The sequence below is a fragment of the Geobacillus sp. BK01 genome (assembly GCF_052220245.1).
Lineage (GTDB): Bacteria > Bacillota > Bacilli > Bacillales > Anoxybacillaceae > Geobacillus.
In genome coordinates this window covers 168,773-182,370 of the sequence record NZ_JBQPTH010000006.1, presented here as the reverse complement: position 1 = coordinate 182,370, position 13,598 = coordinate 168,773, and the positions used below count along the sequence as shown (strand labels likewise).

Below are 13,598 nucleotides of genomic sequence, written 5' to 3'. Positions count from 1 at the left end.
GCATTGGACAAAGTGCCAGTAAAACTGGGATGGCGATTGGACAATTTGTCCATAGATCTTTTCACTATAGAAGGAATTGAACGACAATGTTTCGAATGTTTTTCCTTACTAAGGAAAGAGGGGAGAGGAGAAGATGGCGTACAGCTTTCCTCTTACGGTTGCCGATGTTTTGCGAAGAAAACATTTTGAAAAAGCGGTTGTTGCCGCTGGAAAAGACGGACTGTCAAGAATAGTCAAATGGGTGTATGTTGTCGAGGTGACGAAAATTAGCAATTTGTTGCGCGGCAAGGAGTTGATTTTGTCTACTGGTGTTGGGTGGCAGGAGGACGATTCACTCTTTTTGTCTTTGCTTCGCCAGCTTATTGAGTGCGACGCCTCAGGATTGTGCATCGAGCTTGGGACATATGCCTCGTCGATTCCGAAAGAGGCACTTGAACTGGCCGATCGGCACCACTTTCCGCTTATTCTCTTTCTTGAGGAAGTCCCGTTTGTGGAGATCACCCACGATATTCATACATATTTGATCAACCAGCAGTACAAGATGATTTCCCAGCTTGAATCTTATTCCCAAGAGCTGAATAAAAAGCTGCTGAACATCCACCACCATCGCGACATTTTGAAAGTTCTTCACCATTGTCTAGGCCATTATGTCGTGTTCAAAATGAACGGCGCGGAAGCCGAGTATGTTCCCGGCCGGACGAAGAGGGGAGACGAAACTGGTGTTCAGCCTGGGGCCAGCCTGCCGCCGGGTGCCGTTTCGAAACCGATTTCTTTGTTTGGCGCGGAATATGCGGAACTGGCTCTTCTTCCCGCCGGCCGAGATATCAATGAGTTTGATTTGCTGATTTTGGACCGCACGGCCACTGCTTTGGCGCAGCACTTGTTGCGGAATCTTTACGTGGAAGAAAGGCGGCGGACGGAAGAAAATGAATGGGTGAAGGGATGGATGGCAGGGGAGTATACGGACGAAGAGGTTTCGTCTTATTTGTTCGATCACTTCCCGTCTCTTCAAATCAACGGGGGCGCCGTGTGGGTGTGCAAAGCGGACGCGGCTGGCCAAAAAGGAAGCTTCGATTCGACGTACTTTAAACTGTTATGCCGGTCGGTGTTTGAGCAGCGCGGCTTTTTTCTCCTTTCAGCCGATATGGGGCGGCATTTGGCGTTTATCACGATCAACCAGCGGGATGAGGTGACGTGGAAAAGCCGGATGGAGGAAGGAATCGAGTGTCTTATGACGTCGGAGTTTGTCCAGGCAAAGCTTTCGAACTTGCAGGTCGGCGTCGGAACGTTTGTCCCATCCCTTTCGGCGATGAAAAAAAGTTATGCGGCTGCGCTCGAGGCGCTGAAAATTCGCAGCCGGGTGAAGAAGGAACCGGTCAGTCTGTTTTACGATGATCTTCACTTGTACCGAATGATCACGGTGCTCGATAAATATAGCAATCTTCGTGAAATGGTGGACCGCTGTTTAGGCCCGATTGTCGAGCATGACCGGAAACATAACGGAAAACTGCTTGAAACGCTCAAAGTATATTTGCAGTGCAACGGCTCAAAACAAGAAACGGCTAAGAGGCTGTTTATCGTCCGGCAGACGTTGTACCATCGCATTGAAAAGCTAGAAAGCTTCCTTGGCGCCGACTTTATGGAAGCGGACAAGCGGTTGGCTCTTGAGTTGATGCTTAAGGCGTACGACTACTTAATGGATGGTGGTGGGGGGGGCATGGGTGGTGAAGGGCCTTTCTTGAAGCTGAGTAAAGGCTGCTGAACGCGGATGGACGTGAGAAATTCGCTCTGGAGCCTTGGCGGCAATTTGCCGACGACGGTTTGGCTCGACAGTGATAGTCAAACTGTAGAACGGGTGTGACCGTGATTTTTACAGTTTGTCTAATGAACTGTGCGGCGGGATGAGCGATAATGGCTGTAACATAGAACGATTTCTAGTGGAAGGGAGCCAAGCGGCGATGAAAACGGAACAAACCCACCAACTGTGGCTCGACAAAGATGACCGATACATTTGGCATTCGATGAAACCGTACAACCCGAACGCCACGCTCGTAGCAGCTGAGGCGAAAGGGTGCTGGGTGACCGATGCGGCCGGGAACAAATATTTGGATGCGATGGCGGGACTTTGGTGCGTCAACGTCGGCTACGGGCGCGAGGAGCTTGCCGAAGCGGCGCATGAGCAGTTGAAGACGCTGGCATATTTCCCGTTGACGCAAAGCCACCTGCCGGCCATCGAGCTCGGGGAAAAGCTCAACGAACTGTTGGGCGATGAGTATGTGATTTTCTTTTCCAACAGCGGATCGGAAGCAAACGAAACGGCGTTTAAAATCGCCCGCCAATACCATCAGCAGCGCGGGGAGCATCACCGGTACAAAATCATTTCCCGCTACCGGGCGTACCACGGCAACTCGATGGGGGCGCTCTCGGCGACCGGGCAGGCGCAGCGGAAATACAAATACGAACCGCTCGCGCCGGGCTTTATCCATGTGCCGCCGCCGGATGTGTACCGCGACCCCGATTCAGCCGAAAATCCGCGCCAGCTGCGGGCGGTGAAAGCCATTGACGACGCCATGACGTGGGAATTGAGCGAAACGGTCGCGGCGGTCATTATGGAGCCGATCATCACCGGCGGCGGCGTGCTCATTCCTCCGGACGGGTATATGAAAGCGGTCCAAGAAGTATGTGAAAAGCACGGCGCCTTGCTTATTGTCGATGAAGTCATTTGCGGTTTCGGCCGGACGGGAACAGCGTTCGGATTTCAAAACTACGGCGTCAAGCCGGATATCATCACGATGGCGAAAGGGATTACCAGTGCGTATTTGCCGCTGGCGGCAACGGCGGTGCGGAAGGAGATTTATGAAGCGTTCAAAGGAACAGGGGAATACGACTATTTCCGCCATGTCAATACATTTGGCGGCCATCCGGCTTCGTGCGCTGTAGCGCTGAAAAACATCGAGATCATGGAGACGGAGCGGCTGTTTGACCGCTCGCGCGAGGCCGGCGAATGGCTGCTTGATGAGCTGAAAACGAAGCTGGCCGGCCATCCATACGTCGGTGATGTGCGCGGCAAAGGGCTGCTTGTCGGCATTGAGCTTGTCGCTGACAAAGCGACGAAAGAGCCGCTCGATATGTCGCTTGTCAATCAAGTGATCCATCGATGCAAGGAGAACGGCCTCATTATCGGCAAAAACGGAACGACGGTCGCGGGATACAACAACGTGCTCACCTTATCGCCGCCGCTTTGTATCACGGATGATGAACTTTCGTTTGTGGTCCGCGTCTTGACCGAGGCGCTAGCGGCCATTCAATAAGAAGAACGACAAACGTCAGCCGGATCGACAGGCTGGCGTTTTGTTTGCTTTTGCGCGGCCATTCGGAAACACATCGAAGCAGGTGGTTATTGCGAGGGCTGAACGTTCTTTCGCCTGTGCGATGGTGCTTCGGGATGGGGGATTCTTAGGAGCGTCTGCCCGATCATCGATTTCTGTGTGTTTGACGCAAGACTGATGATGAGTATGTCATGCTGAACAAGGGTTGTTTTACCCCCATTCCAATACATGCGCTAATGGAATCGCTAAGTCTTGAAATTGTGCGGAATGCAATGTGTCTTGTTGTCCGTATGTGGCATGTCGTTGATATGCACCTTCGTGCAAATAGTACACATGAATCATTTTATTGGCCGTATCAACGATCCAATATTCCGCAATGCCATAGTATTGGTAAATGTAAAATTTTTCGTTGTAATCTTTTAAAGCGGTTGAAGGTGATAAGACTTCAACAACCAGTGCAGGCGCTCCGTAACACCCTTTTTTGACAATTTGTTTTTTATTGCAAATGACGGCAAGATCAGGTTGGACAATGTCATCAGGGGTTTCATATGTTTCCTTTTTGCTAAGGAATACATCAAACGGCGCCATAAAGACATAACAATGTTTGTTTTGGAAAAAATGGCGCAAAGCAAAATACAATTCTCCGACTGCAAATTGATGTTCCGAAGATGGAGCAGGCGTCATATTATACGCTTTTCCATTTATAAGTTCCCAGCGGCCTTCCCACGTTTCCCAGTCAGCATACGTGTAAATTTTGTTCGAATCAGGGATATTGCCCATTGTTCCACCCTCTTTCATTTTAAAGGTACGCTTGTTTACAGTTTAGCAAAAGAAATCAAGGAAGTGTAGGGAGGACTTTCTTTAGACGTTTATTCATCGCCCGCTTACGCTCATAAGTGGAAGTGAAGGTCTTTTTGGTTCAGAAAGGAATGTGGCGTTTGTTTGTCGAATGACATGGGTGAAGAATGTATAGGGAAAGGGAGAAAACTGATGTCCGCATTTCAAGCGTTTGTCGTCAACAAAACCGAAACAGAGTTTACTGCCGGCGTGCAGACGATTTCCATGGATGATTTGCCGGAAGGGGACGTCGTTGTCCGCGTCCGTTATTCGAGCGTCAACTACAAAGACGGATTGGCATCGATTCCGGACGGCAAAATTGTGAAAACGTATCCGTTTGTGCCCGGGATTGATTTGGCCGGGACCGTCGTTTCCTCAAACGATGCGCGGTTTCGTGAAGGGGATGAGGTGATTGCGACCGGCTATGAAATTGGCGTCACTCATTTTGGCGGCTACAGCGAGTACGCCCGGCTGCATGGCGATTGGCTCGTGCCGCTGCCGAAAGGGTTGACGTTGAAAGAAGCCATGGCGATCGGGACGGCTGGGTTCACGGCGGCGTTGTCCATCCACCGGCTTGAGGAGCACGGGCTGACGCCGGAGCGCGGGCCGGTGCTTGTCACGGGGGCGACGGGCGGCGTCGGCAGCTTGGCCGTGTCGATGCTCGCTAGGCGCGGCTATACGGTGGAAGCAAGCACAGGCAAAGCGGCGGAGCATGATTATTTGCGCGCCCTTGGCGCCAAGGAAGTGTTGGCGCGGGAAGACGTCACGGCCGAGCGCATCCGCCCGCTCGATAAGCAACGCTGGGCGGCGGCGGTCGATCCGGTCGGCGGCCGGACGCTGGCGACGGTGTTAAGCCGCATCCGCTACGGCGGGGCGGTGGCGGTGAGCGGGTTGACTGGCGGCGTGGACGTGCCGACAACGGTTCATCCGTTCATTTTGCGCGGCGTCAGCTTGCTTGGCATCGACTCCGTCTATTGCCCGATGGAGCTGCGCCTCCGCATTTGGGAGCGGTTGGCCGGCGACTTAAAGCCGGATTTGGAGCGAATTGCCCACGAAATTGCGCTTCACGAACTGCCGCAGGCGCTCGAACGCATTTTGCGCGGCGAGCTGTGCGGCCGGGCGGTCGTGCGGCTTATTTAGCCGAAAAGAACGAATTTTCTCTTGCCCGAGATGGCACGGTCTTAAGACTGCTGTATGGCAAACATGTGCCGGCGTTCGCCGACAAGCGGGAAACTGACGAGCGGAACCGACGGCCCCATTCGGTGAAGCGACAGCCGGCCTGAACGGACCAACCGGAAATAGCTGTTTGGAGAAGCAGAAAAGGGAGAAGGGGCGAACATAGCCTCTGTCTCCCTTTTTGCTTTTGGAGCCGGTTATCCAAGCTGATACCGCTCCAGCTCCGCGAAAAAGTCTTTCACAAATCGGTAAAACACTTTCACGGACGGGGCAAGCTCGTGGTGGTCGGAAATGATAATGCCGACGTTGCGTTTTACTTGCGGCATTTCGATCGGCACTTTGGCGGCGTAGCGAAGAAGGCTTTCCGACAAGGCGCTTTCCGGCAGGAGAGTGACGCCGATGCCGGCCGAGACCAATCCCTTAATCGCGTCAAGGTCCTCGCCTTCCGATGAGATGTTTGGGGAAAAACCGGCCTGATGGCAGGCGTCGATCAAAATTTGATGCAAAATGTATCCTTTTGGAAACGTCACAAATGGATCATGGCGCAGTTCGTTCAATACGATCCGGTCGCGGCGGGCGAGCGGATGGCTGCTCGGCAGAAGGGCGGCAAACGGTTCGGAAAACAAAATCTCTCCTTTAATGCCGATTTCACGCGCCGGAATCGGCCCGAGAAAGGCGAGGTCGATCTCCCGTTTTTTCACTGCTTCGATTAAATAATGATACGACCCTTGGCGAAGATGGAACGAGACGTTCGGGTGCTCCGCTTTAAAGGCGGAAATGACCATCGGCATCATATGGCTGGCGAGGCTTGTCGGGAAGCCGATTTTAATCGTCCCGCGCTCCGGGTCCAAATATTCTTCGATTTGTTGCTTCGCATCCTCGACCGCCTTCAGCACCGCTTCCGCGTGCGGCAAAAAGTGGCGGCCGATCGGGGTGAGCTTGACGTTTCGCCCTTCCCGTTCAAACAGCTGGACGCCGAGCTCGGCTTCGAGGTTGGCAATTTGCCGGCTGATCGCCGACTGGGCGACATGGAGCGCATCGGCCGCTTCGGAGACGTGCTCGCGTTTGGCTACTTCGACGAAGTATTGCAGCTGTCTTAATTCCATTTTTTCCACCCCTTTCCCTTTTATCGAAAAATGAGATTGATTTCATCTAAATTATATATTGTTTATATTAATCTTGAAAACTACAATAAATATTACAGACAATTCGGAACGGGAGGGGAAGGCAGCATGAAACACTACGGATTACCGAAAGCACAAGGGCTATATCGGCCGGAATTTGAACATGATGCATGCGGGATCGGGTTTTATGCGCATTTGAAAGGAAAACCGTCACACGATATTATCGAAAAAGCGCTCCATATGCTTTGTCAGCTCGAGCATCGCGGCGGGCAAGGAAGCGATCCGGAAACGGGCGATGGCGCGGGCATTATGACGCAAATTCCGCACGAATACTTTCAAGCGGTGTGCGGCGAAATGAACTTGCCGGAAACGGGTCGCTACGGGGTCGGAATGTTCTTTTTGCCGGAAGATGAGGAAAAGCGGGCGTACTATGAAGAGAAGGTAAACGAACTGATCGCCAAGGAAGGGCAGCGCCTGCTCGGCTGGCGGACCGTGCCGGTTGACAACGACAAACTCGGCAAACTGGCGCGGCAAAGCAAGCCGTTCATCCGCCAAGTGTTTGTCGCCCCTAGTGATGATGTTGTCGATGAATTGGCATTTGAACGGAAATTGTACGTCATTCGCAAACAGTTTGAAAAATGCGTGGACAACAACGAGTGCTACGTAGCGAGCTTCTCGAGTCGGACGATCGTCTATAAAGGGTTGCTGACGCCGGAACAAATGGACGCCTTTTATTTGGATTTGCAAGATGAACGGTTCCGTTCGGCGTTTGCCCTCGTGCATTCGCGCTTCAGCACGAACACGTTCCCGAGTTGGGAGCGGGCCCATCCGAACCGCTATTTGATCCATAACGGTGAAATCAACACGCTGCGCGGCAATGTTAACTGGATGGCAGCGCGTGAGAAACAGTTTGTTTCGGAAGCGTTCGGCGATGACTTGGAAAAAGTGACGCCGATTTTAGATACAAACGGCAGCGACTCGTCCATTTTGGACAATGCGTTTGAATTTTTCGTTCTCGCTGGCCGGAAGCCGGCCCATGTCGCGATGATGCTCATTCCGGAACCGTGGTTTTGGGATGAGCAGATGGACGGGGCGAAAAAGGCGTTTTACGAGTACCACAGCTGTCTCATGGAGCCGTGGGACGGACCGACGGCGATTTCGTTCACCGACGGCAAGCAAATCGGCGCCATTTTGGACCGGAACGGTTTGCGTCCGGCTCGCTATTATGTGACGAAAGACGACTACATTATTTTCTCGTCCGAAGTCGGCGTGATTGATGTCGATGCGAACAACATTTTATATAAAGAGCGGCTGAGCCCGGGGAAAATGCTTTTGGTTGACCTCGAGCAAGGGCGGATCATTTCCGATCAAGAAATTAAGGAGGAAATGGCCCAAGAACAGCCGTATCGTCAATGGATCAATGAGCAGATGATCACGCTTGACAACCTGGACGTTCCGGAGGATGTCGAAGCGCCGAAGCAGCTCATAAAATTGCAAAAGGCGTTCGGCTACACGTTTGAAGATGTGGAAAAAATGATTTTGCCGATGGCGACGGAAGGGAAAGACCCAACGGGCGCGATGGGCATGGATGCGCCGTTGGCGGTGCTGTCCGAGCGGCCACAAAGCTTGTTCAACTACTTTAAGCAGTTGTTTGCCCAGGTCACCAACCCGCCGATTGATGCCATCCGTGAATACGTCGTCACCTCAACGATGACGCTGCTCGGCAAAGAAGGGAATATTTTGCATCCGGACGCCAAAGCGGCGCGGCGCATTCGCCTTGAGACGCCGCTGTTGACGAACGAAGAACTGGCGGCGTTAAAAGCGAATCCACACCCGGAATTTGCGTGCGCGGTGCTGCCGACGTTATTTACCGACGATTTGAAAACGGCGCTTGATGAGCTGTTTGCCAAAGCGGATGAAGCGATCGAAAACGGCGCGGCGCTTCTTGTGCTGTCCGACCGCGGCGTTGATGAAACACATGTCGCCATTCCGGTTTTGTTGGCGACAAGCGGGCTTCACCAGCATCTTGTCCGCAACGGGACGCGCACGAACGTCAGCCTGCTGGTCGAAAGCGGCGAAGCGCGGGAAGTGCACCATTTTGCGGCGCTCATCGGCTACGGAGCTGACGCCATCAACCCGTATTTGGCGCTTGAGACGATCCGCCAAGCGTCAGAAAACGGCACGATCGCCTTGTCTTATCGTGAAGCGGTGAAAACGTATATGAAAGCCGCTGTTGACGGCGTTGTGAAAGTGATGTCGAAAATGGGCATTTCAACGGTACAAAGCTACCGCGGTGCCCAAATTTTTGAAGCGGTCGGCATTGGAACAGATGTCATCGATCAGTATTTCACTGGTACGGCGTCGCAAATTAGCGGCATCGGGCTTGAAGAGATTGCGAAAGAGGCGAAAATGCGCCATGAAGCCGCATTCGGCGCGCGGCATGAAGACGATGTGCTCGATACCGGCAGCGAGTTGCAATGGCGGCGCAACGGCGAGCACCATGCGTTCAATCCGCAGACGATTCATTTGCTGCAATGGGCGTGCCGGAAAAACGACTACAATTTGTATAAACAATATTCAAAACTAGCGAATGAAGAGCGTTTGACGTTCTTGCGCAACTTGTTTGACTTTAACTCGAACCGGAAGCCGGTGCCGATTGACGAAGTCGAACCGGTTGAGTCGATCGTTCGCCGCTTTAAAACCGGGGCGATGTCGTTCGGCTCGATCAGCCAAGAGGCGCATGAGACGTTAGCCATCGCCATGAACCGGATCGGTGGAAAAAGCAATAGCGGCGAGGGCGGCGAAGATCCAGCCCGCTATGTGAAAGATGAAAACGGCGACTGGCGCCGCAGCGCGATTAAACAAGTCGCATCCGGGCGATTTGGCGTGAAAAGCCATTATTTAGTTAATGCCGATGAATTGCAGATCAAAATGGCGCAAGGGGCAAAACCGGGCGAAGGCGGTCAGCTTCCGGCCAACAAAGTGTACCCGTGGGTCGGGAAAGTGCGCGGTTCGACGCCGGGAGTCGAGCTCATTTCCCCGCCGCCGCATCACGATATTTATTCGATCGAAGACTTGGCCCAGTTGATTTACGATTTGAAAAACGCCAACAAAGACGCGCGCATTAGCGTCAAGCTTGTCGCCAAAGCAGGCGTCGGCACGATCGCCGCTGGCGTAGCGAAAGGGAACGCCGATGTCATCGTCATCAGCGGGTATGACGGCGGTACGGGTGCTTCGCCGAAAACGAGCATTAAACATGCCGGTCTGCCATGGGAACTTGGCTTAGCGGAGACGCATCAAACATTAATGCTCAACAGCTTGCGTGACCGCGTTATTTTGGAGACCGATGGCAAGCTCTTGACCGGCCGCGATGTCGTAATGGCCGCTCTATTTGGCGCTGAAGAATTCGGGTTTGCGACAGCTCCGCTTGTCGTCTTAGGCTGCGTTATGATGCGCGTCTGCCATTTGGATACGTGTCCGGTCGGTGTGGCGACGCAAAATCCGGAGCTGCGCAAAAAATTCACTGGGAAGCCAGAGTATGTTGTCAACTTTATGTACTTTATTGCTCAAGAAGTGCGGGAAATTATGGCGGAACTTGGCTTCCGTACGATCGATGAGATGGTCGGCCGCGTTGACGTCTTGAAAGTGAGCGAGCGGGCAAAAACGCACTGGAAAGCGAAACATCTTGACTTGTCCCGTCTCTTGTACCAAGTCGATGGCCCGCGCACTTGCAGCAAAGGACAAAACCATCGAATGGAAGAGACGCTCGACTATACGGAAATTTTGCCTGCGGTGCAACCAGCGCTTGAGCGGCAGGAACCCGTTGAACTCGAGCTTGCGATCCGCAACGTTCACCGTACGGTTGGAGCGATGACGGGCAGCGAAATTTCGAAGCGCTACGGCGAGGAAGGGCTGCCGGAAGATACGATCCGCCTCTATTTCACCGGGTCGGCCGGGCAGAGTTTTGCGGCGTTTGTGCCAAAAGGGATGACGCTCGAGCTTGTCGGTGATGCGAACGATTACGTCGGCAAAGGGCTTTCCGGCGGAAAAGTGATCGTCCGTCCGCCGCATGAAGCGCCGTTTGCCGCCGCAGACAACGTCATTATCGGCAACGTGGCGTTTTACGGGGCTACAAGCGGGGAGGCATACATTCGCGGCCGTGCCGGCGAGCGATTCTGTGTCCGCAACAGCGGCGTCCATGCTGTTGTTGAAGGCGTCGGCGATCATGGCTGTGAATATATGACCGGCGGCCGTGTCGTCATTCTCGGTTCGGTCGGCAAAAACTTCGCTGCTGGTATGTCTGGAGGGATCGCTTACGTGTTGGCGGACGATGACAGCTGGAAAGAAACGGCCAACGGCGAGCTCGTTTCGTTTGAGCCGCTCGCAGATGAAGCCGAGATTTTGGAAGTGCGCCGGATGATCGAAAACCATTACCGCTACACAGGAAGCCCGCGGGCCGCGTTGGTGCTTGATGAGTGGGATGCTTACGTCCGCCGGTTCGTCAAAGTCATTCCGCGAAACTATAGACTGATGGTCGAAACGATTGAAACGCTTGAACAGTCCGGACTTTCGTATGAGGAAGCCGTCATGGTGGCGTTTGAAACGGTGGCGAAACAGAAAAAAGCGGCGGCTGTCGGCGGCGCCCATCAGCTGCAAGCGGTAGCGAAGTAACGCCGTAGTCTGCGGGCGGCTGCCAAGCAACGGCGCCGCTTTAGCCCCGCGGCCTCGCGGGGCTCGCTTTTTGATCGCCCAAACAGGCGGGAAGGACGCATGAGAGAAGAGAGGACGTGTACGGAAAGAAGGAGGGGGAATCATCGTGGGAAAAACAACTGGGTTTATGGAGTATGCTCGCGAGGAAGAGAAAAAGCGCGATCCGCTTTCCCGTCTTGATGATTGGAAAGAATATACACAGCCGTTTTCCGAAGAAGTGCTCGCGCGCCAAGGCGCCCGCTGCATGGATTGCGGCACGCCGTTTTGTCATATGGGGTTGGAGCTGAACGGCCTCACGTCCGGATGCCCGGTGCATAACTTAATTCCGGAATGGAACGATTTAGTGTACCGTGGCCGTTGGAAAGAAGCGCTTGACCGTTTGTTGAAAACGAACAACTTCCCGGAATTCACCGGCCGCGTCTGTCCGGCGCCGTGCGAGGGATCGTGTACGGTGGCGATTTCCGATCCGGCGGTTGCCATCAAAGGGATTGAGCGGGCCATTATCGATAAAGGGTTTGCGGAAGGATGGGTGAAGCCGCGCATCCCGAAAACGCGAACGGGAAAAAAAGTGGCTATCGTCGGCTCCGGCCCGGCGGGGCTTGCCTGCGCCGACCAGCTCAACCAAGCTGGCCATTCGGTGACGGTGTACGAGCGGGCTGACCGCATCGGCGGCTTGTTGATGTACGGCATTCCGAATATGAAACTGGAAAAAGAAGTGGTTGAACGGCGGGTGCGCCTGCTTGAAGAGGAAGGCATTGTGTTTATCACGAACACCGAGGTTGGCAAGGACATCACCGCCGAGGAGCTGCGCGCCGAGTACGACGCGGTCGTGCTGTGTGTCGGGGCGCAAAAACAGCGTGATTTGGCCATTGAAGGCCGTGAGCTTGAGGGCGTCCATTTTGCGATGGACTATTTAACGGGCGTGACGAAAAGTTTATTGGATTCCGACTTTGCCGATGGGCAGTTTATTGATGCCAAAGACAAACATGTCATCGTGATCGGCGGCGGCGATACGGGCGCCGATTGCGTGGCGACCGCGCTGCGCCAAGGCTGCAAAAGCGTCGTCCAGTTCGGCAAACACCCAGCATTGCCGGACAAGCGCCCAGACCACAACCCGTGGCCGCAATATCCACTCGTCTTTACGCTCGACTACGCATACGAAGAAGCAAAGGCGAAATTCGGCGCCGACCCGCGCCAATATTGCATCCAAACGAAAAAAATCGTCGGCGATGAATGCGGCCGGGTGAAAGAACTGCATACGATTCAAATGGAAAAAATCATTGGCGAAAACGGCCAAGCGACCTTTAAAGAGATTCCGGGAACCGAGCAAGTATGGCCGTGCGACCTCGTCTTTATCGCCATCGGTTTCGAAGGGCCGGAGCAGCCGGTGTTAAGACAGTTTGGCGTGGAAACAGTGAACAATAAAGTGAAAGCTCCGTACGGCAAATATACGACCAATATCGAAGGCGTATTTGCGGCCGGCGACGCCCGCCGCGGCCAAAGCTTGATCGTCTGGGCCATTCACGAGGGACGGGGAGCGGCGCGTGAAGTGGACCGGTTCCTGATGGGCGAGACGAAATTGCCGTCGTAACGGTTGTTTCCTCCTTAAAAAGCGGTGCTTTTTGAGGAGGAATTTTTTTGTCTGACAGGAAAAGTAATAGAAGGAAAAAAAGATAGGGGGTGATATTGGCCATGACTCGACGGTTATGGATATTATCGGCCGTTGGACTCGTGCTTTTTTTGCTCGTTTGGGCTGCCGTGGCCGCAGGGATGACGCAAGCTGCTGATGAGCGGCTGCTGCATGTATTTACCCAATGGCGCTGGCTCGATCCATTCACATTTTTAGGAGATGGTCGGGTCATTGGTGCGGTTAGCATCATGCTTGTAGTTATCCTATGGTTTTTCCGCCGCAACATGCGTGGGGTCATTCTTGTTCTTGCAGCCGTTGGCGGGGGATACGGCCTCAATGAATGGATCAAGCATCTTGTCGGGAGGGAGCGTCCGCCGCACGCTGGGATTGGAGGATTCAGTTTTCCGAGCGGCCACGCGATGGTCGGGACGATTTACTTGCTGCTTTTGGCGTATTTTTTGGCGCAAACGCGCGCCAAGCGTGGAGAACGGGCGGCCATTTACGGTGTGTTTGCGGCGCTGGCACTCTTAACCGGCTTAAGTCGGTTAAGCTTGCAAGTGCATTATCCGTCGGATGTGCTGGGGGGGGTTGGGCTTGGAGGTGCTTACTTGGCGGCCTGCCTGGCTCTTTATCGGATGTGGATTCATCGAGGCGGTCGTTTGTAGCTTGATCAGTTTAGGGTGTAATCAAAAAATGGTTTTTGCTCCGTGTTTATTTGATGATCAAGCCGATTCATCGGCTTGATCTAGCGTCTGATCTTGTCGAAAGGGAGAAGAAAATCTCTTTTTCTAT

8 protein-coding genes are annotated in these 13,598 nt (G+C 53.6%); 6 read left to right on the top strand and 2 right to left on the bottom strand.

Annotation, left to right across the window (positions count from 1 at the left end; translation table 11 throughout):
- Positions 1 to 133: 133 nt before the first annotated feature.
- The gene (locus tag ACTVDO_RS09070) at positions 134 to 1,762 is read left to right on the top strand and encodes a PucR family transcriptional regulator (protein ID WP_442901366.1); all 1,629 of its coding nucleotides are present in this window, start codon (positions 134 to 136) and stop codon (positions 1,760 to 1,762) included.
- Positions 1,763 to 1,958: 196 nt separating this feature from the next.
- Positions 1,959 to 3,311, top strand: a complete 1,353-nt coding sequence (locus ACTVDO_RS09065; protein ID WP_442901365.1) for an aspartate aminotransferase family protein — start codon at positions 1,959 to 1,961, stop codon at positions 3,309 to 3,311.
- A gap of 228 nt (positions 3,312 to 3,539) precedes the next feature.
- On the opposite strand, the gene ACTVDO_RS09060 is transcribed toward ACTVDO_RS09065, so the two are convergent.
- Positions 3,540 to 4,109, bottom strand: coding sequence for a Uma2 family endonuclease (locus ACTVDO_RS09060; RefSeq protein ID WP_442901387.1), 570 nt, complete (start codon positions 4,107 to 4,109; stop codon positions 3,540 to 3,542).
- 210 nt (positions 4,110 to 4,319) lie between these two features.
- Between ACTVDO_RS09060 and ACTVDO_RS09055 the strand changes: the two genes are divergently transcribed.
- Entirely contained in the window at positions 4,320 to 5,306 is a 987-nt protein-coding gene (locus ACTVDO_RS09055; protein WP_020959551.1) for an NADPH:quinone oxidoreductase family protein, read from the top strand.
- Positions 5,307 to 5,539: 233 nt separating this feature from the next.
- Here ACTVDO_RS09055 and ACTVDO_RS09050 read toward each other — a convergent pair whose 3' ends face one another.
- A complete protein-coding gene (locus ACTVDO_RS09050) occupies positions 5,540 to 6,448 on the bottom strand; it encodes a LysR family transcriptional regulator (protein ID WP_020959552.1) in 909 nt (302 codons plus the stop codon).
- 126 nt (positions 6,449 to 6,574) lie between these two features.
- Between ACTVDO_RS09050 and gltB the strand changes: the two genes are divergently transcribed.
- The 3 genes from gltB (at position 6,575) to ACTVDO_RS09035 (ending at position 13,471) form a co-directional block, all read left to right on the top strand.
- Positions 6,575 to 11,137, top strand: a complete 4,563-nt coding sequence (gene gltB / locus ACTVDO_RS09045; RefSeq protein WP_442901364.1) for a glutamate synthase large subunit — start codon at positions 6,575 to 6,577, stop codon at positions 11,135 to 11,137.
- Positions 11,138 to 11,282: 145 nt separating this feature from the next.
- Entirely contained in the window at positions 11,283 to 12,767 is a 1,485-nt protein-coding gene (locus tag ACTVDO_RS09040; protein ID WP_442901363.1) for a glutamate synthase subunit beta, read from the top strand.
- A 101-nt stretch (positions 12,768 to 12,868) separates the two neighbouring features.
- Positions 12,869 to 13,471: a phosphatase PAP2 family protein gene (locus tag ACTVDO_RS09035; protein ID WP_442901362.1), complete on the top strand. Its 603-nt coding sequence runs from the start codon at positions 12,869 to 12,871 to the stop codon at positions 13,469 to 13,471.
- Positions 13,472 to 13,598: the final 127 nt, after the last annotated feature.

What these genes read in the sequence shown, in the direction of transcription:
- ACTVDO_RS09060 (WP_442901387.1), bottom strand. Translation starts at nt 4,109, where the DNA reads ATGGGCAATATCCCTGATTCGAACAAAATTTACACGTATGCTGACTGG.
- ACTVDO_RS09055 (WP_020959551.1), top strand. Translation starts at nt 4,320, where the DNA reads ATGTCCGCATTTCAAGCGTTTGTCGTCAACAAAACCGAAACAGAGTTT.
- ACTVDO_RS09070 (WP_442901366.1), top strand. Translation starts at nt 134, where the DNA reads ATGGCGTACAGCTTTCCTCTTACGGTTGCCGATGTTTTGCGAAGAAAA.
- ACTVDO_RS09050 (WP_020959552.1), bottom strand. Translation starts at nt 6,448, where the DNA reads ATGGAATTAAGACAGCTGCAATACTTCGTCGAAGTAGCCAAACGCGAG.
- ACTVDO_RS09035 (WP_442901362.1), top strand. Translation starts at nt 12,869, where the DNA reads ATGACTCGACGGTTATGGATATTATCGGCCGTTGGACTCGTGCTTTTT.
- ACTVDO_RS09065 (WP_442901365.1), top strand. Translation starts at nt 1,959, where the DNA reads ATGAAAACGGAACAAACCCACCAACTGTGGCTCGACAAAGATGACCGA.
- gltB (WP_442901364.1), top strand. Translation starts at nt 6,575, where the DNA reads ATGAAACACTACGGATTACCGAAAGCACAAGGGCTATATCGGCCGGAA.